Source organism: Halobacillus litoralis, assembly GCF_020171725.1.
GTDB lineage: Bacteria > Bacillota > Bacilli > Bacillales > Halobacillaceae > Halobacillus > Halobacillus litoralis_F.
The window spans coordinates 11922-36957 of sequence record NZ_JAIVAJ010000014.1; the positions used below are offsets into that span (position 1 = coordinate 11922).

Annotated in this window: 25 protein-coding genes; 11 read left to right on the forward strand and 14 right to left on the reverse strand. The window is 47.8% G+C overall.

Annotated elements, in window-relative coordinates; all coding sequences use genetic code 11:
- Positions 1–33: 33 nt before the first annotated feature.
- The 3 genes from LCM20_RS19600 to acpS are packed head-to-tail and all read right to left on the reverse strand — an operon-like array spanning position 34 to position 3020.
- The gene (locus tag LCM20_RS19600) at positions 34–1053 is read right to left on the reverse strand and encodes a LolA family protein (RefSeq protein ID WP_225197171.1); all 1020 of its coding nucleotides are present in this window, start codon (positions 1051–1053) and stop codon (positions 34–36) included.
- A gap of 54 nt (positions 1054–1107) precedes the next feature.
- Entirely contained in the window at positions 1108–2610 is a 1503-nt protein-coding gene (locus tag LCM20_RS19605) for an NAD(P)H-hydrate dehydratase (RefSeq protein ID WP_225197172.1), read from the reverse strand.
- A 53-nt stretch (positions 2611–2663) separates the two neighbouring features.
- Complete coding sequence (gene acpS, locus LCM20_RS19610; protein ID WP_225197173.1) at positions 2664–3020, reverse strand: holo-ACP synthase; 357 nt, start codon at positions 3018–3020, stop codon at positions 2664–2666.
- A gap of 100 nt (positions 3021–3120) precedes the next feature.
- Here acpS and LCM20_RS19615 point away from each other — a divergent pair, with 100 nt between their 5' ends.
- Positions 3121–3891: a rhomboid family intramembrane serine protease gene (locus LCM20_RS19615; protein ID WP_225197174.1), complete on the forward strand. Its 771-nt coding sequence runs from the start codon at positions 3121–3123 to the stop codon at positions 3889–3891.
- Positions 3892–4212: 321 nt separating this feature from the next.
- Here the strand turns inward: LCM20_RS19615 and LCM20_RS19620 are convergent, their stop codons facing one another.
- A complete protein-coding gene (locus LCM20_RS19620; protein WP_318247335.1) occupies positions 4213–5679 on the reverse strand; it encodes a DEAD/DEAH box helicase in 1467 nt (488 codons plus the stop codon).
- Positions 5680–5904: 225 nt separating this feature from the next.
- On the opposite strand from LCM20_RS19620, the gene LCM20_RS19625 reads away from it, so the two are divergent.
- On the forward strand, positions 5905–6813 hold the full coding sequence (locus LCM20_RS19625; protein ID WP_225197175.1) for a DMT family transporter: 909 nt from the start codon (positions 5905–5907) through the stop codon (positions 6811–6813).
- A gap of 66 nt (positions 6814–6879) precedes the next feature.
- A complete protein-coding gene (locus tag LCM20_RS19630; protein ID WP_225197176.1) occupies positions 6880–7734 on the forward strand; it encodes a DegV family protein in 855 nt (284 codons plus the stop codon).
- 42 nt (positions 7735–7776) lie between these two features.
- Here LCM20_RS19630 and LCM20_RS19635 read toward each other — a convergent pair whose 3' ends face one another.
- The 8 genes from LCM20_RS19635 to LCM20_RS19665 form a co-directional block, all read right to left on the reverse strand.
- Positions 7777–9054, reverse strand: coding sequence for an MFS transporter (locus LCM20_RS19635; RefSeq protein WP_225197177.1), 1278 nt, complete (start codon positions 9052–9054; stop codon positions 7777–7779).
- On the reverse strand, positions 9035–9757 hold the full coding sequence (locus LCM20_RS19640; RefSeq protein ID WP_225197178.1) for an alpha/beta hydrolase: 723 nt from the start codon (positions 9755–9757) through the stop codon (positions 9035–9037). The genes LCM20_RS19635 and LCM20_RS19640 overlap by 20 nt, the downstream gene beginning before the upstream one ends.
- 57 nt (positions 9758–9814) lie before the next feature.
- Entirely contained in the window at positions 9815–10225 is a 411-nt protein-coding gene (locus LCM20_RS19645; RefSeq protein WP_225197179.1) for a YppG family protein, read from the reverse strand.
- Between the two features lie 95 nt (positions 10226–10320).
- Positions 10321–10599, reverse strand: a complete 279-nt coding sequence (locus LCM20_RS19650) for a glutaredoxin family protein (protein ID WP_225197180.1) — start codon at positions 10597–10599, stop codon at positions 10321–10323.
- A gap of 122 nt (positions 10600–10721) precedes the next feature.
- A complete protein-coding gene (locus tag LCM20_RS19655) occupies positions 10722–11354 on the reverse strand; it encodes an SDR family oxidoreductase (RefSeq protein WP_225197181.1) in 633 nt (210 codons plus the stop codon).
- A 283-nt stretch (positions 11355–11637) separates the two neighbouring features.
- The gene (abc-f, locus tag LCM20_RS19660; protein WP_225197182.1) at positions 11638–13491 is read right to left on the reverse strand and encodes a ribosomal protection-like ABC-F family protein; all 1854 of its coding nucleotides are present in this window, start codon (positions 13489–13491) and stop codon (positions 11638–11640) included.
- 104 nt (positions 13492–13595) lie between these two features.
- Complete coding sequence (locus LCM20_RS20235; RefSeq protein WP_318247336.1) at positions 13596–13703, reverse strand: RAxF-45 family protein; 108 nt, start codon at positions 13701–13703, stop codon at positions 13596–13598.
- Positions 13704–13762: 59 nt separating this feature from the next.
- Positions 13763–14227, reverse strand: coding sequence for a MarR family winged helix-turn-helix transcriptional regulator (locus tag LCM20_RS19665; protein WP_225197183.1), 465 nt, complete (start codon positions 14225–14227; stop codon positions 13763–13765).
- A 146-nt stretch (positions 14228–14373) separates the two neighbouring features.
- Here LCM20_RS19665 and LCM20_RS19670 point away from each other — a divergent pair, with 146 nt between their 5' ends.
- Positions 14374–14985 carry a class I SAM-dependent methyltransferase gene (locus LCM20_RS19670; protein WP_225197184.1) on the forward strand — a complete coding sequence of 204 codons (612 nt, stop codon included), beginning with the start codon at positions 14374–14376 and terminating at the stop codon, positions 14983–14985.
- Between the two features lie 86 nt (positions 14986–15071).
- Here LCM20_RS19670 and LCM20_RS19675 read toward each other — a convergent pair whose 3' ends face one another.
- Together LCM20_RS19675 and LCM20_RS19680 are read right to left on the reverse strand one after the other, a co-directional pair.
- Positions 15072–15449 (reverse strand): VOC family protein, encoded by a 378-nt coding sequence (locus LCM20_RS19675; protein WP_225197185.1) that lies wholly within the window; start codon positions 15447–15449, stop codon positions 15072–15074.
- Between the two features lie 16 nt (positions 15450–15465).
- Positions 15466–16383: a YegS/Rv2252/BmrU family lipid kinase gene (locus tag LCM20_RS19680; RefSeq protein WP_225197186.1), complete on the reverse strand. Its 918-nt coding sequence runs from the start codon at positions 16381–16383 to the stop codon at positions 15466–15468.
- Between the two features lie 185 nt (positions 16384–16568).
- On the opposite strand from LCM20_RS19680, the gene LCM20_RS19685 reads away from it, so the two are divergent.
- The 7 genes from LCM20_RS19685 (at position 16569) to LCM20_RS19715 (ending at position 24587) form a co-directional block, all read left to right on the forward strand.
- Positions 16569–17024: a MarR family winged helix-turn-helix transcriptional regulator gene (locus LCM20_RS19685; RefSeq protein WP_225197187.1), complete on the forward strand. Its 456-nt coding sequence runs from the start codon at positions 16569–16571 to the stop codon at positions 17022–17024.
- A complete protein-coding gene (locus tag LCM20_RS19690) occupies positions 17021–18403 on the forward strand; it encodes an MATE family efflux transporter (protein ID WP_225197188.1) in 1383 nt (460 codons plus the stop codon). The genes LCM20_RS19685 and LCM20_RS19690 overlap by 4 nt, the downstream gene beginning before the upstream one ends.
- 298 nt (positions 18404–18701) lie before the next feature.
- On the forward strand, positions 18702–19370 hold the full coding sequence (locus LCM20_RS19695) for a hypothetical protein (protein ID WP_225197189.1): 669 nt from the start codon (positions 18702–18704) through the stop codon (positions 19368–19370).
- Between the two features lie 23 nt (positions 19371–19393).
- Positions 19394–20617 (forward strand): efflux RND transporter periplasmic adaptor subunit, encoded by a 1224-nt coding sequence (locus tag LCM20_RS19700; protein ID WP_225197190.1) that lies wholly within the window; start codon positions 19394–19396, stop codon positions 20615–20617.
- A gap of 162 nt (positions 20618–20779) precedes the next feature.
- Entirely contained in the window at positions 20780–21784 is a 1005-nt protein-coding gene (locus tag LCM20_RS19705) for an LLM class flavin-dependent oxidoreductase (protein WP_225197191.1), read from the forward strand.
- A 138-nt stretch (positions 21785–21922) separates the two neighbouring features.
- Positions 21923–22861 (forward strand): BMP family lipoprotein, encoded by a 939-nt coding sequence (locus LCM20_RS19710; RefSeq protein WP_225197197.1) that lies wholly within the window; start codon positions 21923–21925, stop codon positions 22859–22861.
- A 16-nt stretch (positions 22862–22877) separates the two neighbouring features.
- Positions 22878–24587, forward strand: coding sequence for a methyl-accepting chemotaxis protein (locus tag LCM20_RS19715; RefSeq protein ID WP_225197192.1), 1710 nt, complete (start codon positions 22878–22880; stop codon positions 24585–24587).
- Positions 24588–25036: the final 449 nt, after the last annotated feature.

Sequence of the window (25036 nt, forward strand, 5' to 3'; positions counted from 1 at the left end):
AGCAGACTGTATCAGCCTGCTAAAAAAGTTCCGTTACTTGGCCGCACCGTTGTTAATGGAACTCGCAACGTTCACCATCTCGGCTTCTGTCAACTCATCGCTCGCCAGCTGGTAGGTCGTACCGTTGCTGTTCCATTCTAAACGATTATGCTCCATGGCGCCGAATACGCCATCAGCCAACTGAACCGGATCCCCATTCACAGGAACGGAAAATTGAGCGCTTGCGGCCTGAACTTCTGCTTTCTCTTGTATAAGTGTAAAGTTCTTATCTCCTTTATACGTCATGATGATCCTTTTGCCATCATCCGTTTTGACCTCGACTTCATCAGCAAGTTCTGCACCCATCGTATCTTCAGGGTAGAGAACTTCCGTGAGCTCCTCTCCCTGCATCGCAGCTACAGGTGCCTCAGTCGGAGCCATCGCCATATTGGTGTCGACATCGAAATCTTCTTTCTTCATCGAGTCATCCTTCGCAAAGTTCGCGAACTGCACTTCGACAAGGGCATTCATGTCCTGATCGAACACCTTGACCATGACAGGCTGATAGGACTTCTTATCAAAATAGATTTCCTGATAAGGCAGTGTCTTATTGTTCTGGTAGTTGGTCTTTGTTTCGAATACGTAATAGTTCTCATCCGCTGTAAACTTCGATTCTGAATCAGACTTGATGTCCTTCAACAGAGACGTGTACAAATACGGCTGACTTGTATTCTGTGGCCAATCACTCTGGAACTTGAAGCTCTTATTCAAAGCTGGTGTCAGCACGTAGACGCCGCTGTCATTCTTCAAGATGATCTGACTGCCTTTTTCATCCTGATCATTCTGGAGCTTCACGCGGTAAAAGTCATCTTTCTTGTGCCACACTTGAATCTGATATTTCTGCTCGTCTTTGCCTGTCCGCATCTTCATATTAGCTTCTGCCTTGTAACCGGCCATTTCCTCTGCCTGTTTCTCCAGCTTCTGAACGACGTCTTCTTTCGACTGTGAGCCACAAGCGGCAAGTAAACTGATCGTCAACAAAGCTGCCAATAGGATCAGAAATCGTCTTTGCATAAGACTCCACTCCTTTGTCTCTACTTATGGACAAAGGGAACGTGATCATATGGATCAGCAAGAAAATGTACGAAAGGTCGCTGGAAGACCCTCGATGACATCCGTCGCAAGCAGGTCGGTCCTCGAATGGACCGATTCCGTCAAATGCTCGGCGGTCGAACCGTGGATGACACAGCCATTGGCGAGCGCATCCATGATGGAGCCGCTCTGCATGATCATCGCAAGCAGGATGCCGGAAAGGACATCACCGCTCCCGCCTTTCGCAAGACCTGCGTTACCACTAACATCAACGCGTTGTCTGCCTTCAGGGGATGTGATGGTCGTGGACGGACCTTTCAACACGAGGTAAACACCGTACTCTGACGCAAACTTCCGACTCAAGGAAAAAGGGTGCGTGAGAACGTCCGATACCTGGACATCCGCTAAACGGGCGAATTCCCCGGGGTGGGGCGTCAGAATCGTCGGGTGCTCCCGGGCACGAACGGTATCGAGCGGCAGTTCATACAAGCCGTCCGCATCAATCAGCAGGGGCGCTTCCATTTTTCTCAAAACGTCCTGAAGAAGTTCGTTCGTCCCGGGTTCCCGGCCGATCCCCATTCCGAAGGCGAGTCCGTCAAAGCCTGACAGATCCGGCGCTTGTCCGGATGCAAAGCCATGATGGCTCTCCAGTGAAGCGAAGGTCGCCTCCTGGATGAACGGGGCAATCGACGGAATCGCTTCATCTACGGTCGCAATGGTCATCAAGCCGGCTCCGCTTCTGAGGGCGGCTCTGGATGTCATGGCAATGGATCCCGGCATAAGCTTAGATCCTCCCATGATGACTCCTTTGCCGTGACTGCCCTTATGCGAATCGTTGTCTCTCGTCTGAAGCGTCTCCTTCACCTTTTCTTTTGTCCACACCTCCCGGTCAGGAGGTGGCAGCATGGTCACAGGTAAGCCGATTTCAACAACGGACCACGATCCATAAAAAGGCCTTGTCCGTTGGAGAAATGCGCTTACTTTCGGTGCAGCAATAATGGTCGTCGCATCGGCTCGGAACGCTTCGATCTGTTCGTCACTCTCATCAGCGGGGACGCCTGTCGGAAGATCGACCGCCAACCGCCTCGCTCTTTGATCATTCGCTTGACGTACGATGGTGGCGAACGGTTCTCGCAATGTGCCCTTCACTCCGATTCCAAGCATCGCATCAATGATGACGTCTGCCTTTTTCAAGGAAGGTTCCAGTTCATCAAGGTTCGTCCGATACGTGTAACCGGATGATAGATAAAGAGAACGGTGAGCTTCTGCGTCTCCTTTCACTTTATCATCAGGAACGACTTGCCACGCTTCCACATCGCAGCCTCGGTTCAATAGTGTTCGAGCGATGACGAATCCGTCTCCCCCGTTGTTCCCGGCTCCGATGAGTACAACGATACGATCATTCTGTCCGATATGATGCAGCATGTCTTCTGCGACAGCTCGACCTGCACTTTCCATTAACATCTTACCTGTGATGCCGGCCTGCTGGATGGCAACCCGGTCCCATTCGTACATTTCTTGTGCGGTAACAATATCCAATTCGTTCCCTCCTACCCGCATTACAATGTTATGAGACAACCTATGTATTTATGTCAGGTTGTTTCTACAACCACTTGTGCAACAGCCTGTGTAGAGCTGTGACTGATCGACACCCAAATCTTATATTCTTCAAATCCGCGAACGCGCATCGTCGGCGCTCCCAGCTCGTCCGGCAGAATCTCAATATCTTGAAAACTTATGGTTCCGATACCCGTCCCGACCGACTTGGCAAACGCTTCTTTCGCTGCGAATCGTCCGGCGACGAATTCGGTTTGCCGCTTCTCTTTTAATGTATGAAAACGTTCTTGTTCTTTTGGAGTTAATATTCGTTGAACGAAACGAGAGCTTCGCTTTATACTTTGATTAATACGATCTAATTCAATCAGATCGATTCCGATTCCTTTTATCACATACATCTTCCTTTATATTCATAGACTAGTTGTAGTATACCCGAAATGAATAGAGGGTAAAAAGATAGATAGAGGATCGCATTCAAAAGGAGCAGAACTTATGTTTTTACGAAATGAGTCATTTAAAGAATTTCTTCGTTTTTATCCGATTGTTTCGGGGCTTGTCGCACTTCACCTCGTCTTGTGGATCTTGATTGACCTGCTGCAGCTCGATTTCGCGCGGGCTCTCGAGAGCTGGGGCGTCGGCGTCAATGCCCTCGTCTTGAACGGGGAATATTGGAGGCTCGTCACGCCCATCTTCTTGCACAACGGGCTGGGTCATGCTTTCTTCAACTCGTTCTCACTCGTACTTTTCGGCCCGGCACTGGAACGGATGCTCGGTAAGGTGAAGTTCAGCATCACGTACTTGTTCGCAGGAATCATCGCCAATCTTGGCGCATTCCTCGTCAATCCTGATGCCTTCTATGTACACCTAGGTGCATCTGGTGCTATCTTCGGGATCTTCGGTGTGTACGTGTACATGGTGCTTAAGCGAAAAGATTTAATCGATCAGGCCAATTCCCAAATCATCATGGTCATTTTCATCCTTGGTCTTGTCATGACCTTCCGCCCCGGCATTCATATTCTTGGACACCTGTTCGGACTGGTGGGCGGCTTTGCCATCGCCCCGATTGTTCTCCGCAACGCAGGGACGTACTCCTTGTGGCAGCTGAGGGCGAAATACTCCCGCACCTACGACGATGATGAGATCCGCTTCAACCCGAACCGCTGGCAGAATAAGAAGCGCTTCGGTGGCGGCAACGGCAAAAACATTTTCTGGGGCGTCATCATTTTTCTAGTGGTGATCGCGATATTCGGACGATACTTGTAGAACGACGGAACTCTGTCTAAAGGCAGGGTTCTTTTTTCTTTACGAAATAAATGGGTAACCCAGACCGAATAAAGGTCTGGGTTACCCATTTATTGAGAAGGTATTCCTGTTGATTTATAGGATTTTTGTCACTGAGATTTTTATAAACATGCTGGATAAAATGTTTGAATAGCTAAGTGTTCGCACAGATTACCGTTTTAGACTCTGGGTGTTGCTAGGTTCTGTATCCACTCATTCCCCACCCCACAACTCACTCAATATTCCCCAGAACCCCTTCAACAAAATGAAAAGCCAGACCGTCAGCCGGCCTGGCTTTCACAATTATGAGTTGGAATTACGCTTTTGGAAGTTTCCGCGCTTCCCTTTGCCGTTGAAGTTACGGTTACGGGATTTGTTCTTGTTGTTGAAGTTGCGCTTACCGCCTCCGCGGTAGTTCTTCTTGCCGCCTTTGCCTTTTTGAGCGTTCTTGACGCTGATTGGCTGAACGTGGGACAAGCGAACAGGTACTTCGCTGCGTTCTTTTGTCATTAATTTAAGTGCTGCCGCCACAAGGTCGGAAGCGTCATGCTGTTCAAGCAGTTCGCTTGCAGATTGACGGTAGTTCTTCAGGTCAGAATTTCCAAGTGTATCGACAAGCTTGTCGACAGCCACTTTCTGCTGACCGCGCGCTGCTTCTTCAGAAGAAGGCACTTTCAGACGGTTTACCGTTTTCTTCGTAATCTTCTCGATCAGGTTCAGCTGGTCTTTCTCACGTGGTGTAACGAAAGAAACAGACTCACCCTTACGACCGGCACGACCCGTACGACCGATACGGTGTACGTAGCTTTCCGGATCCTGTGGAATGTCGAAGTTGTACACGTGGGATACTTCAGAAATATCCAGACCACGTGCAGCAACGTCTGTTGCCACAAGAATCTCGATGCGTCCACGCTTGAACTTGTTCAGCGTTGACATACGTTTTCCTTGAGTAAGGTCTCCGTGGATACCTTCAGCTGAGAATCCACGAGCCTGCAGTCCGTCTGCTACTTCATCTACACGGCGCTTTGTACGGCCGAAGACAATAGCAAGGGCTGGATCGTGAATGTCAAGTAGACGTGTCAACGTATCGAACTTATGCTTTTCTGGAATTTCAACATAATACTGTTCGATGTTTTCAACAGTCATTTCTTTCGCTTTGACTTTAACCTCTTCCGGGCTCTTCATCAAAGTCGTTGCGATATCGCGGATCGCTTTTGGCATCGTCGCAGAGAATAGCAACGTTTGACGCTCTTCAGGTAGAGCTTTCAAAATGTCGCGAATGTCGTCGATGAAGCCCATGTTCAGCATCTCGTCTGCTTCGTCCAGAACAGCTGTGTGAACGTGGGATAGTTTGATCGTTTTACGACGAATGTGGTCTAAAAGACGTCCTGGTGTCGCTACTACGATTTGGTTGGATTTAAGTGCACGGATTTGACGCTCCATGTTTGATCCGCCGTAAATAGGAAGCGCCTTGACGCCTTTCCCTTTACCTAAACGGTTCATCTCTTCTGCAACTTGAATCGCAAGCTCACGAGTCGGGGCAATAACAAGCCCTTGAACCGCCTTTGTTCCTTTATGAATTTTCTCGAGCATCGGAATACCGAATGCCGCCGTTTTCCCTGTACCTGTCTGCGCCTGGCCGATTACATCTTTACCTTGTAAGCCGAGCGGAATCGTTTGTTCTTGAATCGGTGTGGTTTCTTCAAAACCCATTGCATCTAAAGATTTTAGAATTGGTTCTGACAAACCGAGTGATTGAAATGTTGTCACTAGTTCATGCTCCTTTAAATATAAGTTCTTCTACCTTAATTCCTATATACATGTAAAAAAAGCCTTCTGCCACAGGACACGGGAGAGGCTTCTCTGGTATCTTCCTGATAGATTCATTCATCATAACACATATAACATACTACATTCTACACATTTTCGTTATGCTTTTCAAACGGAACAATGATAAAATGATGGAAAACTGCTGTTCACCTGAGGAGGGTCCCTATGAGTAAGCCTCCGATTCATCCATATATTGTTCTGTTTATCGGTGTGCTCTCCATTTCAACGGCTGCCATATTCGTGAAATCTGCCGGAGATGCACCTGCGTCTGTTATCGCCTTTTACCGTCTTCTTCTCGCTGTGCTTATTATGTCCCCCTATGTATTATGGAAACATATGGACGAAATCAAACAGGTTCGCAGAAAAGATTGGATTCTTACCATTTTCTCAGGTATGTTTCTAGCTCTTCACTTCATCTTCTGGTTCCAGTCCCTGCAATATACGACGGTTGCCAGTTCCGTCGTCCTTGTTGCCCTGCAGCCGGTATTTGCTTTCATCGGTACGTATCTCTTCTTTAAAGAGCGGTTTTCCGTCGGGGCCGTACTGAGTTTAGTCATTACCATTACGGGGAGTGCGATCATCGGATGGGGAGACATGCAGGTCAGTGGACTCGCTTTACTCGGAGATGCCCTGGCAGTGGCTGGTGCTGTCATGGTTACGGGCTACTTTCTGTTCGGTCAGAACCTGAGGAAGCGTCTTTCTCTTATGACGTACACCTTTATTGTGTACGGGATGGCCGCTGTTACGCTGCTTCTATATAATACGGCAACTGGACAGCCGCTTTCCGGGTATGACAGCAGCCAGTGGATGATCTTCCTTGCGCTTGCGATCATCCCGACCTTTTTCGGACACTCCTTATTCAACTGGACATTAAGGTGGCTCAGCGCCTCTACCATTTCCATGGCTGTCCTTTTGGAACCGATTGGCGCCTCCCTACTCGCTTACTGGATTCTGAATGAAGCTGTTTCTTGGACGCAATGGCTGGGAGGTTCGATTGTATTGTTCGGACTGATGATGTTTATCTTCAGTACGACGAAAAAGGTCAAACCTAAGATTACGCACGACATCAGCTAGGACCCTTACTCCAGCAGGTATAAGTACGTTATAATAAAACTATCTATCTTGAGAGCAGGTGTAATAATGACAATTCATCTATTTGTTGACGGCGGTGCCGACCTCGAAGACGGCATGGTCGATCGCCACCAACTGCAAGTCGTCCCTTTAAATATTCATTTCGGTGATGAACAATACAAGACCGGGGAAACGATTGATCTGCAGACTTTTTATCAGAAAATGAAAGAATCTGATGAACTGCCAAGCTCTTCTTCCCCAAGCCCGAACGATTTTTATGAGAAATATAAGCAAATTGATCCCGAAGACCAAATTCTTGTGCTCGCTCTAAGTTCAGGTCTCAGCAGTACGTACGAGAGCGCCGTCATCGGAAAGGACATGCTTCTCGAGGAAGAACCGGACCGGACGATTGCGGTTCTCGATACTCGCACAGCAAGCTGCGGTGTTGCGCTTCTGACTCACGAAGCAGCCGGAAAAATCAATGAAGGCGGATCCTTCGATGACATCGTCGCTCACATGGAAGAACGAATCGAAAAGACGACCACTCTCTTTATCTTGAAAACGCTCGAGAACGTCATCAAGGGGGGCCGCTTGGATCGTGTGAAAGGCACCATCGCGAAAACATTGAACATCAAACTGTTGATGCGTGCTGCAGATGATGGATCGGTCGAGGTATTGGAAAAAGTCCGCGGAAATAAAAAATCCCTGCGCCGCTTCGTCGATCAAATCGGAGAGTACGCGCACAACTTTGAAGACAAAGTGATCGCGCTCTCTCACTGTAACGATGAAGAACGAGGGAAATCGGTCTTGAATTCTATTAAAGAACGTTACAACTTCAAACAGAGTCTCTTCATGGATATCGGCCCACTGATCGCCACGTATTCAGGAGAAGGCGGCATCGTCATCGCCTTTTTCAGAGATTAATAACATCCCCGCCAGACAAGGTATCTGGCGGGGATTATTCGTTCACCTATGATATTCGTGATAGTTCGGCTGCGGTGACAATAAAGCAAGAATCGTTGCCGTGACTGGAAACAGAATCGCCAGCAGAATGACCTCCTGGTATCCCCCGAACCAGTCATAGAAAATCCCGAATGGAAGGGGTCCCAACGCAGAACCGATCACCATGACCGTTTGGGCCAGCCCCTTTATACTACCCAAGTGCTCCCTGCCAAAATAGTTCGGCCAGACAATGGATAAAACAATCCGTTCAAACCCGTTCACGAATCCCCAGAATACACCAAAAGCAATGGCCATCCAACCGGAACTTGTAAAGAATAAGATCACAAGCGTCAGCACGTGACCGAAGAAGGTGATGGCCAGTATGTAATGCACCGAAAACCGGTCGACCAGATATCCACTCACGAAAGTGATCGGAAACCCGATAATCGCCATGAGTGATAAGACAAAGGCCGCAACACCGGACCCAAGACCTTTCAAATCCATGATGGATACAATGTGGAAGGTAATGGCCGTATTCACTAATGCCGGCACCGTCACACAAAACAGGATGAACCAGAAGGCTCGTGTGGACATCGCTTCCTTCAGCGTCCAGCTCGTTTCATTGACTTCTACGGTTTCAGCCGGACTCGACTTACCACGGACAGGCTTCGGGGTCCCATCAGGTATTTCTCCAATTGCTTCAGGCTTGTTCCGGACGAAGAAATACGCAAGCGGAACAAACACGACCAACAGCAGCACGCCCCATATCCCCCACGTGGTGCGCCAGCCAAAGGCATGAATCGCCCATGTATTAAGAGGCGGGAGCAGAGCGGAACTGGCGAAGCCACCGATTGCCATGACACTGAGGGCACGCCCCCTCTTCTTAATGAACCATTGAGGGACCAAAGTATTTGGAATCAGTGTCATCGATCCCTGCCCGAATAACCGGATCATAAAGAAGCCGAAAAACATCATGACAGACCCAAGTAAAAAAGCATTCCAGAACAACGCTAAAGACAGCAACAGTCCGACTGCCACCATCATTGCCCGTTGCCCAAATCGATCGACGAGCCGCCCCATCATAAACAAGGCAAAGCCGGCTAACAACGTCGCTCCAGAGTAAATCCCTGAGACCGCCGATCTCGAATACCCGAAGTCTTCAATATAATAATCTATGAAAATAGACACGGAATACGTCTGCCCTGGTCCAGAGAAAAACACACCAAGACCGGCGACCAGGACAATCACCCATCCATAATAAAATGGCGTCTGAATGGGTGTATTATTTTCTTTGAGGCTCATCCTTTACCCCCTCAAGACCTGTAAGGAATCCCAAGACGCGGTCGAACAGCTCGTCCCTGTCCTCTCCGTGACATATGAGGTGCTTCGAGTTCTTCAGAAAGACGACTTCTCGATCTTCCGCTCCGATTTCATGATCGAGAAAAACAGCAGCACTTCTCGGCACCATACCGTCCAGCTCTCCCTGAATAATGAGCACCGGACAGAGGACGTCCGCTAAGAACGGCCTCGTGAACTGGACGCATTTCATGAATTCTAATGTTGAGAACCAATAGGTCTGTTTTAATTTCTTTTGATACCTTAGGAAAAGCTCGTTGGATTGAAGCATCCCTTTCCACGCATCGACGGACATCTCAACCACGTCCTTATACATTTGAGGCAGGCTGACATATTTCCCTGCAGCTGACAAAAGGACAAGGCGTTTGATGTGGTACTTCGCAGCCAAATAAGAAGCGATCATCCCACCCATGGAGAAACCGATGATGACGATCGTGTCGTTCCTTTTTTTCAAATCCAATAAGGCCAATTCAGCAGTTGCGATCCATTCCTGATAGTAATGCCCTTCAAGGTCGAGATCCTCACCGTGACCAGGGAGAGTCGGATTGACCAACTCCCAGTCTGTGCGTTTCTTCAAATAATCGACCAGCGGCTGCACTTCTTCTGGACTTCCTGTATAACCATGAATACATAAACACCCAACACTCATAATCGAAACCTCCGACTCTTCCTATGTAATCGACAAGTAACGCGCTGAAGCGGCGCGTTACTTGATTCCCTTCACGAAAGTACCGAGCCCTTTCACAAGGGGGCTGACCTGTTGGAAGGTTTTCATCATCTGACCTGTCGTCGACATCATTTTATCAAAATCAAACTGTCCCTCATCATCCTGGAAATAATTCATGACGGTTTTCGGAATCTTTGCGGCCTGGGATCCGTTCCCGGCTGTATTTTGAAAGGCAGCGTTTTGGTATTCGGCATTTTCAGTATAACCTGGAAATCCGTAACTATACGGTTGGGAAGCTTGAGGCATTTGATACCCATAGTATCCATACATCGGATACGAGGGGACTTGCTGATTCGGAAAACGGTTTTGATTCTGATAAGCGTTCTTTCCATGCACATAGGCTGACTGATATCGAGTCCAGTCCTGCCACTGGTTGTTATACGGATACATGATGGACCACCTTTTGACCATATTTAGTATTAGCCTATGTAGCGGAGCCAAAAAAGTGTAAAAAAAAACAAGTGATACTCGGATCACTTGGATGGCTACGAAAAGTTTATGGCGTCATGAAAAAATTGTGATTCGTACGGGATTCCCAGCACCCGCTTCAGCTTTCTCTCTTGAAAACCGAGGATCTTCTCTCCATCTACGAACGTAGCCGGAGTTCCATAGACTTTTCGACTCTTCAGTTCTTTGAAATACTCACGGTTATCCGAAATGTTCCGTTCTTCGAAATCTATTTCCCACTCGTTTAGTTTGGAAATGAGTACTTTACATTGGTCGCATTCGCGACTTGTATAAACGACAACCTCCGTGTGACTCATAGCTGCCCCTCCCCTTTTCTCAACACTCTCTCTACTTTTTATTAGTATGTTACCCATATTACAGAATTGTAAACTTCCTATTTCATGATAATTATTTCCTGAAAAAATGTAAAGTCTACCCATTAATTCGCTAAAGCGTCTTCGATAGGCTGTTCACCACTGATGACGTCATAGCTTTTGCCATTCGTCCCTTCGGTTGTCAGGAGTGCTACAAGTGTGGCCGCCACGTCCTCACGAGGAATCTCACCAAATTCATTGAGGTGCTCCTGCAGTTTCACTTTGCCTGTTCCTTCTTCATCCGTCAGGCTTCCCGGTCGTAAGATGGAATACGAAAGTCCAGACGCCTTCAAGTACTCATCTGCTCTGTGCTTCGCATAAAGATAGTATTTGAAATCATCCGGCCCGAGATCCGGTCGATCCGCTCCTATCGTACTGAGCATGATACAGCGTTTGATTCCAAAGTGCTTCGCCCGGTCCATCGCTTTGATGGCGCCTTCCTGATCAATGAGAATCGTCTTGTCAGCACCCGTGTGGCCTCCTGATCCGGCCGCAAAAATAATCGCCTCCATATCGATAAAGGCATGCTCGAAGTCCTTTTCCAAATCACCGATGACGGTTTTGACCCCCATCTTCTTGAACGCCTTCGCTTGATCCGATTCACGAACCATGGCGACAGGTTCGTGTTCGGTTTGCTGCAACTTCTGCACGATCTTCCTGCCTACCTGGCCATTTGCTCCGATGACTAGTACATTCATGTAGACTTCCTCCTTCAGCTTATCTATCATTAGAAATTCCCCTGTCTCTTCTTTTATAAACAGAAGGATGCTTGCCTTTAGCCTATAAGAAGGCGAAAGTGGTCGTGAAAAGGTAAATCTACGCTGTTTTTCTGAACTCGCCTCCAGTAAACCGTTCAGAAACGCTTCGTCACACCCCCCCAACGCCTAATACGATCCCAAACGGCCGTGACCCTCCTGCTCTCGACATTTCCTACAATGTCATCACAAAAAAAAAGACAGCGGAATCCCCGCTGCCTTTCTCTTATGATTCCATCCACTTTTCATACAAACGCTCCAGCTGTTGATCGAGGTTCTGTTTCTCTTCCTCCAGTTCAGACAGCCGGCTCCAGTCCGCTTCCGCATCCATCGCCTGCTTGACGCGTTCTTTTTCCGATTCAAGAGACTCGATTTCTTCTTCCACTGATGAAGACGACTTTCGTTCCGTCCGTTTCGGCTGCTTCTTCGGAGGACTCTTCACTTCCTGCTGCACCTCTTCATTCATTAACTGTTCCCAATTATGCCGCGTCTCGGAGTAAGGTCCGATATAACGATGCAGCTTCCCGCCAACCATATAGGCTGTATGAGAAAAGCACTGATTGAGAAAATAACGATCGTGCGAGACTCCGATGACGGTGCCTTCGAAATGGTTGACCGCTTCTTCGAGCACCTGCTGGGATTCGACATCGAGGTGGTTCGTCGGCTCATCGAGCACAAGCACGTTGATCCCCTGATGCATGAACACAGCAAGCTTCAACCTCATCCTTTCACCGCCGCTGAGCAGGCGGATCTTGTGAAAGACGTCGTAACCGTAAAACATGAATCCTGCCAGGATATGCCGTGCTTCTCCCTCCGTGACCCGGATGAACTCACGGAAGTAGTCGATCATCCGCATATCCGGATCCGCATCCTGAAGTGGGTTTTGCGGCAGGTACCCGATCTCGACGGACGGCCCGAGGCTGATCTTGCCTTCGTCCGCTTCTTCTCCTCCAAGCAAAATGCGGAGAAGGGTGGATTTCCCGCTTCCGTTCCCACCGACGATGGCGACACGCTCCTTATTCCGAACATGTAGATCCACACCTTTTAGAATCGGACGGTCGCTATAAGTCTTGCAGATGTTCTCAGCCACTACGATGTCTTTCCCTAAGCGCCCCTCCGCTTCCAATGAGAGATTCATCTTCTTCGGGTCGATGACAGGGCGGTCCATTTTCTCCATCCGCTCCAGTGCCCGTTCCATGCTTTTCGCTTTTTTGAACAGCTTCGGATTCGGGGGATTGGCCTCGTTCGCCCATTGTCTGAGACGACGGATCGCTTCTTTCATTTTCTTGATCTTCTTCTGCTGTTCCTGATACTGATGGAACTCTGCGAGAAGCTTCTCTTCCTTCTGCTTTTCAAAAGAAGAATAGTTTCCTCTATACGAATCGATGTCGCCTGATTCAAGATCATAGATATCCGTAACGATATGATCCAAGAAAGTACGGTCGTGTGAAATGATACAGATCGCCCCGTCGTACTGATTCAAATAGTTCTCCAGCCACTCAATAGCCGGAAGATCCAAATGGTTCGTCGGTTCATCAAGCAGTAAAACACCCGGCTGTTCCAGTAAGATTCTCGCAAGCCCGAGCTTCGTTTTCTCACCACCACTCAAGCGTTCGAAGGGTTGCTGCAGTAAGTGGGTGATCTGAAGACCGTTTGCGATATGGTCGATGGATGAATCCATTTCGTAACCACCCGCCTGGGTAAAACGTTCCTGCCACTCACCATACTCCACTAATGCCTTCTCCATCCGTTCCGGGTCGACCATGTCCTTTTCAAGTTGCTGCATCTTTGTCTTCATTTCCAACAACTGTTCGAAGGCAGACGTCAAGTAATCTCGTCCTGATCCTTGCCATTCTTCCGGAATCTGCTTCAAGTAGCCGACTGTCAGCCCTTTCCGGATAAACAAATCGCCACCGTCCAGCGGTTCTTCCTTCGTCATAATCCGGAACAGCGTCGACTTCCCGCTTCCGTTTCGACCGACCAGACCGACACGCTGTCCTTCCTTCAACTCGAATTGAAGCGACTCAAATAACTCACGACCACCGACAATTTTATATAAATCTTTGATTGTAATAAGCATCTTTTTTCCTCCTAAAGACTTTTGGGCACAAAAAAAGCCAGAGGTCTCGTTCCCTCTGACTTCAGCCGTTACATAAGTTCAGATATGAGACGTTACATGTTCCACTATTCACCTGTACAAAAGGACATACGTGTCCCGTTGACAGCTGAATCATGGATAATTGCACGGCAGAAATAGTTCATTTGTTCCATCGTTGCGTGCATCTGTAACATCACCATACCCCCCTTAATCTTTAGAATATTTTCATTATACAGGAAAATCCGAATTCCTGCTAGCCCTTTTGGTCGTCTGCGTATTTGCCGAGTTTCTTCAATAGGTCGACTGCTTGTCTCTTCTCTTCTTCAGACAGCCCGCCTGTAATCTGCTTGATCTGCTCCCAGTGGTCAGGAAAAATACCGTGAAGCAGGTCCTTCCCTTTTTCCGTAATGCTGGCATACGTAATGCGCCGGTCTTTCGGACAAGGCACTCGCTCCAAATACTCTTTCTTCTCCAGCTTGTCCACGACGTACGTGATACTTCCACTGGCAAGAAGGATTTTCTCACCAATTTTTTGAAGTGGCTGTGACCCTTGATGATACAAAAGCTCCAGCACACCGAACTCTGTCGGGTTCAGTTCATATCGCTTGATGTCGTCTTTTACAAGGTCCGCAATGGCCCGCTGCGCCTTCGTCAATACGACAAAAAGCTTCAATGAGGGGTCTTGTTTTTTCTCGATGTATTGTTCGTGTTCACTCATAATTTTCGCCCTTTCTTCATTGTTCACGTTAACGTAAGTATAAATTCAAGGCAGAACAATGGTCAAATATCTTCCAGTAATTTTTGGATTCTCTATCTATGTGTGGGATAATAAGGTCGTATACTTACGGAAAGCGGTGAACCAATGTGGTTGAAGACACAGGTGAACGGGTCATTCCTGAATTTACGGACCCTATGAACAGATTGCTTCTGGAACATATCGCCCGCTACCAATTTGCTCTTCCTTACGTCAGCGGTCGAGTGCTCGATTTATCCTGCGGCGCGGGGTATGGCACTCATATGATCGCCAAGCAGCGGAAGAATGAAGTGGATGAAATCGTGGGTGTCGACATCGACGAGGACATCATCAACTATGCCAAAGCGAAGTACTACCACCCCCATTCCTCATTTGTCGTGGCCGATGCGACCGATCAACAGCTCCCTGAGAAATTGGGAACGTTCGATGCCATCGTAAGCTTTGAAACGTATGAACATATTGAAGAGGAAGATCAACTGCTCTCCAATTACAAAAACCTTCTACGTCCAGGTGGAACACTGATTGTTTCCACTCCCTTCGGAAAAGGGCGGGGCATCGAATGCGGGTCCCCTTTTCACGTCCATCAGATCACACCCGAAGAATTCAAAGGCTTATTTGAAGACTTCCAAAAGAGAGAACACTTCTATCAAGACGGGGTATTGATTGAACCTCCACGTGAAGATGTCTATTATCCTTTAGGTATTGTGGTCTGCCACAAATAAAGCGCCGGATGTCCGGCGCTTTATTTGTACCTTCGGACTAGGAGCACGACTAAACGTCATGAACCTTTGTCCTCTATAGCTTGAACCTATTTAACCGTTCCACAAATCATCACAGCGTTCCCGTCCGGGTCTTCTATTGTAAACCACCCAAAATCGCCGTGCTGCTCTACATCACGTTTGATCGACACTCCGCTATGCTCTAGTTCTTCACAACTCTTTCTTACATCGTCAGAGAAAAAATTGAACACCGGTGTATGTACGGGTTCGAATACGTGCGTCGGATCAAAGGAGTGATCGTCAATCGTCAGATGCACCCCTTCAGAAACCGGAATGTTGTACACCGGGGAATGGACTTCCTCTGCCTCGAAAGGAACGTCCAACAGCCAGCTGTACCATTCGGCTGACCGCTTCAAATCCCTTGTATGAATAAAAACTCCGTGCACGCCCTTTTTCAGCGAAGGCATGACGACCCCTCCCCCTTTATTTTAACGGTCCAAAACGCCCGGACTGACCGTTGATAAATGTAAAATGCCCGGGTAGAACTTCCAGCTCAGCCGGAGTATTTCCCTTGATTTCACCATCCATATCGATGTCTTCAACAGCATCCACTTCAATGCGGATCTTCTTCCCCTGCTTATGGTGCAGTTCCTGAAAACGGGATTCATCTGTTCCCGGCTGACTCATCGTCATCAACTCTTTGAATAACGTAAGGTTTGAATTCTTCACGATCAATACATCAAACTGCCCGTCATCAGACTGAATCGACTGGACAGGGAGGGGCCGCGTGCCGATGAAGCGCCCATTCATCACAAGGACCATGACCGCTTCCCCTTCCATCGTCTCTCCATCAACGGTAATCTTGAATTCGAACGGGTCAGCCTGGTTCACTGTCTTCAATGCACTGATGAAATAGCTGAGTACACCGAAACGCTGCTTTTGATTTTCGTCAATATTAAACGACGTCTTCGTGACCAGCCCGATGCCCCAGAAATTCATGAAGTACCCATTCTCTGTAAGACCAGCATCGATCTGCTGTTCTTCCCCGTCTACAATCGCCTGCGCAGCCTGCTGCAAGTTCTGCGGCATATCGAGCATCCGGCTGAAGTCGTTACACGTTCCGCCAGGCAGCACACCGATCACCGGCCGCTTCTCAAGCTCTGCCAGATAGTTGATGCATTCATGGATTGTTCCATCTCCGCCGAGGATGATAAAAATATCCACTTCACTTCCGAAAGACTGGCAGACTTCCTTCAGATGGTCGAGGGATTGGGTCTGAATGACCGTCAGCTGCTGGACCGCCTGAGCAATGACCGGCAGCGTCTGCGACAGCTGCGGATCGATCTCATTCGCCTCTTCATTTCCGTTGTAGATCAACACCCCTTTTTCAAAACGCGCCATTGCCCTGCACTCCTTCTCATCCTGCTGTATTTAAACGATTTCACCTGTTGATTATGTACCTTTACCTTCTATCTTAAAGTTACCCTAAACAAGGTCAAATAAACGTTTTGTAAAATAAAGCAAAATGATTTACTTCTGTTCTGCTGTCGTCTATACTATATTTTGTTTAGGGGGCTAAGTAAAAAATGAAAAACCATGAATTCCGGAACTTACCCGGGTACAATATCCACGTTGTTTCACACTTTTTACAGAATATATATAACGAAAGATTGGGCGAACACGGTTTGACCCATGCGCAGTCCAAAGTCATCTTCTTCCTGGCGAAATACGGCGAGCAGTCTCAAACGGAGCTGCAGAACCGATTGTTCATCAGACCGTCTTCGATGAACGGAATCATTGAATCGCTCTTGAAGCATGACCGGATCACGAAGAAGGCCAGCGAAAAGGATAAACGGACGAAGTTGATTGCTCTTACAGATGCAGGTCTTGATTTGAAAGAATCCATTACAGAAATCATCGAGACCATCGAAGAACAACTGACAGACGGAATCACGGAAGAAGAACAAAAGACCGTTGTGTCCATCATGAAGCGCATGCAGGAAAACATGAGGCCCGATTGTTCAAGGAGGGATCAGGAATGAAAGAACAAAGTCAGCGATTAGGGACGCAGCCGATCCCTAAGCTCCTTGCCAATTTATCCATTCCGGCGATGATCGGAATGTTCGTCATGGCGTTGTACAACGTCATCGATACCTTGTTTATTGCACGAGGCGTCGGTATCCTCGGGGTTTCCGGTGTCAGTATCGGCTTCCCGGTCATGATGATCATGATGGCGATTGCCGCAGCTGTCGGTATCGGTGGTGCTTCCGTCATCTCCAGAAGATTGGGAGAAAGCAAACCGGAAGAGGCAGATAAAGTATTCGGTAACGTCCTATTCTCGATTCTTATCGTAAGTCTGTTCGGCTTCATCGGAGCATTTACGTTCCTAGAGCCGCTGCTGCGCTTATTCGGAGCGACGGACAATATCATGCCTTATGCGAAGGATTACTTATTCCCGATCATGCTCGGGGCGTTTTTCTTCTCCTTTGCCTTTACAACGAATAACATCATACGATCAGAAGGTAATTCACGTTTTGCGATGATTACGATGATCATCCCAGCTGTTTTGAATATTATCCTGGACCCGATCTTCATTTTCGCATTGGATATGGGCGTTCAAGGAGCTGCGGTGGCAACGGTCATCTCGCAAGCCAGCGTCTCCATCGTCGTATTGTTCTATTTCTTAAACGGTAAATCATCACTGAACATCGTCCCAGCGTATCTCAAGCCGGATTGGCAGATTATGAAAGAGGTCGTGACCATCGGCATGCCGGCTTTCATCCGCCAGGTTTCCGGAAGTGGGATGATGATCGCCATCAACTGGATGCTGATCAAATTCGGCGGGGAGTTCGAGGTCGGTGTCTTCGGGATCGTCCAAAAACTTGCGATGTTCACCATCATGCCGATGATCGGAGTTCTGCAAGGCATGCAGCCTATTGTCGGATATAATTACGGAGCCAAAAATTATCAACGTCTGAAAGAAACCGTTCAACTCGGGTTAAAAGTCGTCACCGTTATTTCCTTCGGGATCTTCGCTGTGATGATGATCTTCCCTGAAGGGTTGATGCGCATCTTCTCAGGCGATACGGCAACAATTGAAACCGGAGCGAACGCCATCCGGATCATGTTCGCCCTCGCGATGCTGATCGGCGCTCAAGTGGTCAGCGGCGGGCTGTACCAAGCACTCGGAATGGCAAAGCCTGCTCTTGTCCTATCGATGGCAAGACAAGTGCTGTTCCTCATTCCATTAGTGCTGATTCTCCCTTACGCATTCGGTGTGAACGGTGTATGGCTTGCCTTCCCGATTTCAGACCTATTGGCATTCCTGCTGTCCGTCGTCTTCCTAGTGAAAGATCGCGACTTGTTCTTCAAGTCGAAATCTAAAACCCCGGAAGACTACGAAACAGCCACCAGCTCGTAATCTCAAAAAGCCCGGCGGTATCACTTCCGCTGGGCTTTTTGTTCTTTAAAGTGAAACAAACCGATGCCATCATTCGTCTTATAGAGTACAAGTTTTATTAAATTTCAGGTGATTTTGTCGGTTCTTTGGGGAATAGGAAGATACACTGGGGAAAAGATGCCTGTTCTTCTATTAGAAACTCGACAAATTCCGGCCAATCCCCCTTCTTTTTCTCATGAATCTATTCTCATATAGCAAGAGATGACAAATTCAGTTAAAATAAGGAGGGTGTAGATCATGATAAAAGGTGGATCGCTCTATGTATTCAGTTAACTTAGCGCAATTGTTTCTCAGGCGGGATGACCATTTATTCCGGCTCAAACGCGCAGAAAAGATAAAAAACGTTTGGAATCTCATGTTTATTTTACTCGCACTCACACTTGTTACATACATATGGATGGCTTGGTTAGGCCTTGGAACAGATGCTATATCTATGAATATGGCAGACCTTAACCGTGTAGAGTATGAATTTAGAAAAGCTTGGTTCGTGATTGGTAGAGTAGGATACGCGCTGGTGTTCTTCCTGTTCATCCTATTCGTCTCCTCCTTCTTCTTCTGGCTGTTCAATGATGTCGCCTATAAGAAGATGATCATCATGCAGATGAACGTGCTGCTGATTCTATTACTGGAGCGGATCACATGGATCCCGTTGATGGTGTATGCAGGAATCGACTGGTTCGTCTCTCCATTTTCATTCGGAGTGATCGCTTCGTACTTCACGAACCTGGGCTATGTCGTGTACTTCTTCGGAGCCATATCACTCTTTCAGCTGCTGGTGATGTGGTATCAAATCAAGTGGCTGTCTACCATGTCGAGTACGAAAAAAATCTGGATCTGGGTCGGCGTCATTGCATGGCACGTTCTCCTTTGGGCAGGGACGGCCGCACTCTCGTTTTACCACCTGGAACTCCTTTATTTAATCAGGTAAGAAAGTAGAAGGTGTAGATATCCATGAAGAAGAAAAATTATAAAGGCAGAGTCATCGGATTACTGATCATCGCTTTTATCGCGCTGAACTCCTTCCTGATCTTCTTTGATGAGGAGGAGCGCGTGGAGCGTAAGTCTTATGTTGAAACGTGGTCGAAGTCCTTTACATACGACTTGTTTGAACGTTTGAACGTAAATGGTGTCTTTGCCTCAGATGAAGAAAATTCCGTTTACTTCAACGAAAGCATTGGGTCCTTTCAAGAATTTCTTGTAGAAGAAGGACAGTCGATTGACGAGGGGGACGACCTCTATACCTATGAAGTGGTCGACTATTCCAAACAGGAAACACAGCTTCAAAGTGAAATTGATCGCCTCGATGAAGAAATTGAAGCCATCGAGGATTACGTAGATGAGCTGGAAGATTTCGATATTCCAGACCCTGAAAGCGATGACGATGATGATTCGAGTGACCCTCCTTCTTACGTTGAAACAGAATTCCAACAGGAAGCAGCCGTAGCCGAGCAGGAAGCAGAGCTTGAGAAAAAGCGCGCGATGCTTCAAATGGTCGAGGACCAACTCGATCAGTTGGAGGATGACGGTCAGGAGATTACGGTCACTAGCCCTTATGACGGCACTGTGACACAAGTATCCAAGAGTCTTGAAGCTCCTATTTTGACACTGAAATCAACGAGCTTGATGGTCGCTGGTGAATTGAGTGAAGATGAAAGGCAGCTGGTCGAGCAAGACATGCCTGCTCAAGTCTTCATTCCTGAATTAGACGTTCAAGCGCCTGGGACGTTGACGAACGTCAGCGATTTCCCGGAGGAAACCGACTCGCAGCGTTTAAGTCGTTATCCATACGAAATGACCCTCGAAAATGAAGCAGAGAACGTGCTTCCAGGCTACCACGCGGATGTTGATATCATTACGGATTCAGCCCTTGGTGCCGTTTCCGTATTGGAGAATGTGCTGGTTACAGAAGAGAACTTATATGCATGGGTTATGACAGTGGACGGATCGCTGGAAAGACGCACGGTTGAAACAGGTATCACGGAAGACGGGTTAGTAGAAGTTGAGCAAGGCTTGGAAGAAGGCGAATGGCTGGCAGATGAGCCGAAGGACGAGTTCAGAAACGGAGCTCCGTTCATTACTCCCATCCATTTACAGGACCTGCCCTTCCAACGAATTTTCGAACCAGAGCTCGGAAACCGCAAAAACTATGGCTTACTCGGCCTGTTAGCAAGATAAACTCATTTAAAAGAGCTTGAGGTTCTATCCTCAAGCTCTTTCTTATATCCTTTTTATTAAATCATTTGGACAGAAATGATACAGTAGAGGTAGAGAACACTGCAAGTTATGCATTTCACCTCCCCTCATGGGAGGATAGACAAACAATGAAGGGGGTATCTTATGAAGTTAAGTGTGTTAGATCAATCACCCCTGCTTCCTGGGATTACACCACATGAAGCCCTGCATCAAACGACGGAACTTGCTAAATGGACGGACAAGCTCGGTTATCACCGATTCTGGGTATCAGAGCATCACAGCACCGAAAGCCTAGCTGGTTCTGCCCCTGAAGTTCTAGCCGGTCACCTGGCCGCTCATACGAAACAAATACGAATCGGGACAGGAGGCGTACTCCTCCCCCACTACAGCTCATATAAAATAGCAGAAGTGTTCCGCTTACTGGAAACACTCCATCCTGGCAGAATCGACGTCGGAGTCGGGCGTGCACCCGGCGGGATGCCGAACGTCAACCTTGCCTTGAACAAAGGGAAGCTGCCTTCTATTGAGGACTATCCCGCTCAAGTCGAAGAACTGATGGCCTATCTTCACGGACACGATCCGCACGGCAGAGACGTCTATGCGACACCAATCGGCGAAACCGCTCCACCAGTATGGATGCTCGGTTCGAGCGGGACAAGTGCACGTTTGGCGGCGGACTTAGGCACATCCTATTCGTTCGCCCACTTTATCAGTGGAAAGGGCGGCGTTCGAGCTATGGAGCGCTATCAACGCTATTTCTCTCCTTCCATGCAGCAAGGCGCACCGCAAGGAAACGTATCGGTCTTCGTCGTCTGTTCAGATACGAGAGAAGAAGCTGAGTATCTGGCCTCAAGCCTCGACCTGGCTCTCTTGAAAATCGAGCAGGGTGGCAAAAGATCCTCTTTCCCTTCTCCAGATGAAGCCATTCATTACAATTACTCGCTGAATGAGCTGGACCGTGTCCAAGAAAACCGGAACCGGATGGTTGTCGGAACACCGGATGAGGTAAAAGCTTCTCTTCTCGAACTGGCTGAAGCCTACCACGTAGATGAAGTGATCATCAATACGATTGTTTCGCCATTTGAGAAAAGACTCGAGTCCTATGAGTTAATTGCTGAAGCGTTCAACCTTGAGCATACAACTGTATAAGTCAATCCACCTCTAAGCTTTTGCTTAGAGGTTTTTTAAATATTTTTTTAAACGGTTCAACTGTTAAGAAAAGGCGCTTTCTCTCCGATATTTAATGTTGTCAGACATCATACAAGAGGAGTGAAAACAGTGAGACGAATGTATATGATTCTCGCCCTGTCCCTCATCCCTTTCATACTTTTGGGATGTGCGCAGCAAAGCGGTCATACTCAGACGAAAGAAAACGTTAGTGCAGGTCTTCTCGTCACCGACAGTGGCTTAGGAGACGACTCATTCAGTGATTCCGCCTTTCAAGGTTTAGAAAGAGCACGTGATGAGCTCGGCATCACCTTTGATTATCGTGAACCGTCTAATGGTCAATATAAGAAGAGAATGGAAGAACTTATTCAACAAGAACACGACGTAATTATCGGCCTTGGTTTCAACGCTCAGTCGACAGTAGAAGATTTAGCAGCCAAATATCCTGAACAGGACTTCGTTTTAATCGATGCCGTGTCGAAATTGGAGAATGTGACGTCCATTACGTTCAAAGAAGATGAAGGAAGCTTCCTGATTGGGTTATTAGCAGGCATGAAGACGACAAGCGATGTCGTCGGCTACATTGGTGGAGAAAAAATACCTGTTACCGAGCGGTTCGAAAGTGGCTTTAAAGAAGGGGTAGCGACTGCCAATCCAGAAGCTGAAGTCCTTGTTACATATGCCAACACATTCAATGATGACCAAAAAGGGCAAAGCATTACGCGAAAGATGGTCAATCAAGGGGCAGATAACATTTTTCATGCTGCAGGTTTTACAGGAATCGGGGCATTGAAAGAAGCCCAGGCCCAGCAAATTTTTGCGTACGGAGTAGACAGCGACCAATTCTTCGTCGCTGAAGAGGCCGTTGTGACTTCCATGCTGAAAAACGTAAACGTCGCTTTATTCAATGTCATGACTCAAGTTGCAGAAGGAACCCCGCTGAACGGGCAGCACTTAGAGCTCGGAATTGAAGAGGATGGCGTCGGGCTTGCTCCGATCCGCCTCATCACTCTTACTTCTCAAGAGCAGAAGATGCTTGATGAAGCACAAAACAAGTAGAAAGGAGAAAACAAACATGAGTATTGGAAAGCGTCTATACACCCTAACCCTGATTCCACTTATTCTAAGCCTCGTCTTGATCGGATATATTGTCTTCCAGATGATTCAGCTTCAGCAATCGTCCAACCAGGATGTGCAGGTTCTGCTGGAAGCAAAAGAGCTTCACGGTCAAATTGTGACGGCTGAACAGGCTTTAGACAGTTACGGTTACAACCCTTCAGAAGCAACAAAAAGTGAAGCCTTAGCCCAATTGGAGCAGACGAAAGCCGAATTCGAAGGCATCGCTCCCCTGCTGGAAACAGCTGAACAGACACGCTGGTTCGACCAAGCAGACTCCAAATATCAAAGCTGGGTGCAGGAAGCCGAATCTGCGTTGAACACTTCGGATATCAATGAAGTCCAGCGGCAGGCTGCCCGAACAGCCGGGATTCTGAATGACACATTCATGCTTCAACAGGAATCAAAGGCTTGGTATGATTCCGAGATCGCCGCACAAAAGCAGCAAATCCAGACGATGATCCTCTTTACGATCATCGCCTCTGCCGTATTGATTGTCACGTCCCTCTTCTCTTCCACTCGATTGGCCGCACGAATCGCAAAGCCTGTCCGTGAATTGGCAGAGCAAGCGGCCAAAGTAGCCGATGGAAATCTAAACGCAGACGTCGAGGTAGACGAACGGGCTAAAGATGAAATCGGACAGTTGAAGCAGTCATTCCAAGTGATGATCACCAACCTTCGTAATACGGTTCAATCTGTTCACCACATCGGTGAAAACGTTGGCGATTTCAGTTCGAAATTAAAGTCTGAAATGGACGGTCTGACTGAAGTGAACCACCAGGTTGCAAGTTCGACAGATGAGCTCGCTCAAGGCAGCCAAACCATTTCGAACGACATTCAAGATGTCTCCTCCCATATGGAGAACCTCCACCTTTCGTTTGAAGCGAATCATGAACGAACCCGTGAGTCCCGAAACGAAAGTCGCGAAGCGCTCCACTACGTCGAAGAGGGGCAGGAGGCTATTAAACACCAGCGTTCCTTAATGGATGAGAGCACAGCGACCATCACCGGAATGAACGACTCCGTCAAACGATTCGTGCAGTACACCGATCAAATCGAGAAAACCATCCACGTCGTCAATGACATTGCCGAACAGACCAACCTGCTTGCTCTGAATGCAGCCATTGAAGCGGCCCGCGCAGGCGAACATGGCAAAGGGTTCGCCGTTGTCGCAGATGAAGTCCGAAAGCTTGCTGATCAATCTTCCGAGACAACCGGCAACATTTCGGATATGGTTCAGCATATCAAATCTGGCGTCCATGAAATTGCGAACGAGATGGAATCCACCGTCCAGCTCTCTAAAGAGCAGGATGATTCGGTCAACCAGTCCAAGAACGCTTTTGATAAAATCAGCACGCAAGTCAATGAGATCGACCGACGACTTGAAGCGCTCGCGCACGAAATGGAACAATCCAAAGAAAAGAGCGCACAAGTGAGCAGCTCGATCGAAAATGTAAGTGCGATCACCGAAGAAACTGCCGCAGGAACAGAAGAAATTTCGGCCTCCACTGCCGAACAACAGACATCATTCCAGCAAATGATCGAAGAGACAGGAAAGCTCGAACAAATGATTGCTGAAATGAACGAGCAGCTCCAGCAATTTTCGTGGGAAGAACGAGAAGAAACACTCCCAGAAGAAGCGGATGAACAGATGAGTCAATCCGCCTGAATCACAGACAAAAGCAAAAAGCCGCTCCGATATCCGGAGCGGCTTTTTTAGGGTGTCGAGAAAGCTCTATCGATTCTTTTAAGCTGGCGAAGCGGTGTTGGCGAAACAACTCGCTTTCCGTGGGCGTCCGCTGAGTCTCCTCGCTCCCTTCGGTCGCTGCGGGGTCTCATCTGTACTCTGCTCCCACAGGAGTCTCGTAGTTTCGCCAACACCTTTATGAAGAAAGACGGAACCTCTTATGCTATCATCTAGAAAAGGCGAGGACTGCACAGAATACGTTCGGCTTTCGATACCACGTTGGGTTCTGTTCCTACTACTCTTCGTACAGTAGGGTGGAAAATGGCGAGACTCCCTCCGGAAACGTTGATACACCAGGGGTTCGAAGCGTTATTTATCGTTTTTAAATTTTTTTAATACCAATCCTTTACTCGCATCTCCCTTTTATTCAA

Excerpts from the sequence above, each read along its gene's own strand:
- LCM20_RS19600 (WP_225197171.1), bottom strand. The coding sequence starts at position 1,053 with ATGCAAAGACGATTTCTGATCCTATTGGCAGCTTTGTTGACGATCAGT.
- LCM20_RS19615 (WP_225197174.1), top strand. The coding sequence starts at position 3,121 with ATGTTTTTACGAAATGAGTCATTTAAAGAATTTCTTCGTTTTTATCCG.
- LCM20_RS19625 (WP_225197175.1), top strand. The coding sequence starts at position 5,905 with ATGAGTAAGCCTCCGATTCATCCATATATTGTTCTGTTTATCGGTGTG.
- LCM20_RS19630 (WP_225197176.1), top strand. The coding sequence starts at position 6,880 with ATGACAATTCATCTATTTGTTGACGGCGGTGCCGACCTCGAAGACGGC.
- LCM20_RS19635 (WP_225197177.1), bottom strand. The coding sequence starts at position 9,054 with ATGAGCCTCAAAGAAAATAATACACCCATTCAGACGCCATTTTATTAT.
- LCM20_RS19640 (WP_225197178.1), bottom strand. The coding sequence starts at position 9,757 with ATGAGTGTTGGGTGTTTATGTATTCATGGTTATACAGGAAGTCCAGAA.
- LCM20_RS19645 (WP_225197179.1), bottom strand. The coding sequence starts at position 10,225 with ATGTATCCGTATAACAACCAGTGGCAGGACTGGACTCGATATCAGTCA.
- LCM20_RS19650 (WP_225197180.1), bottom strand. The coding sequence starts at position 10,599 with ATGAGTCACACGGAGGTTGTCGTTTATACAAGTCGCGAATGCGACCAA.
- LCM20_RS19655 (WP_225197181.1), bottom strand. The coding sequence starts at position 11,354 with ATGAATGTACTAGTCATCGGAGCAAATGGCCAGGTAGGCAGGAAGATC.
- abc-f (WP_225197182.1), bottom strand. The coding sequence starts at position 13,491 with ATGCTTATTACAATCAAAGATTTATATAAAATTGTCGGTGGTCGTGAG.
- LCM20_RS20235 (WP_318247336.1), bottom strand. The coding sequence starts at position 13,703 with ATGTTACAGATGCACGCAACGATGGAACAAATGAACTATTTCTGCCGT.
- LCM20_RS19665 (WP_225197183.1), bottom strand. The coding sequence starts at position 14,227 with ATGAGTGAACACGAACAATACATCGAGAAAAAACAAGACCCCTCATTG.
- LCM20_RS19675 (WP_225197185.1), bottom strand. The coding sequence starts at position 15,449 with ATGCCTTCGCTGAAAAAGGGCGTGCACGGAGTTTTTATTCATACAAGG.
- LCM20_RS19680 (WP_225197186.1), bottom strand. The coding sequence starts at position 16,383 with ATGGCGCGTTTTGAAAAAGGGGTGTTGATCTACAACGGAAATGAAGAG.
- LCM20_RS19685 (WP_225197187.1), top strand. The coding sequence starts at position 16,569 with ATGAAAAACCATGAATTCCGGAACTTACCCGGGTACAATATCCACGTT.
- LCM20_RS19690 (WP_225197188.1), top strand. The coding sequence starts at position 17,021 with ATGAAAGAACAAAGTCAGCGATTAGGGACGCAGCCGATCCCTAAGCTC.
- LCM20_RS19695 (WP_225197189.1), top strand. The coding sequence starts at position 18,702 with ATGTATTCAGTTAACTTAGCGCAATTGTTTCTCAGGCGGGATGACCAT.
- LCM20_RS19700 (WP_225197190.1), top strand. The coding sequence starts at position 19,394 with ATGAAGAAGAAAAATTATAAAGGCAGAGTCATCGGATTACTGATCATC.
- LCM20_RS19705 (WP_225197191.1), top strand. The coding sequence starts at position 20,780 with ATGAAGTTAAGTGTGTTAGATCAATCACCCCTGCTTCCTGGGATTACA.
- LCM20_RS19710 (WP_225197197.1), top strand. The coding sequence starts at position 21,923 with ATGTATATGATTCTCGCCCTGTCCCTCATCCCTTTCATACTTTTGGGA.
- LCM20_RS19715 (WP_225197192.1), top strand. The coding sequence starts at position 22,878 with ATGAGTATTGGAAAGCGTCTATACACCCTAACCCTGATTCCACTTATT.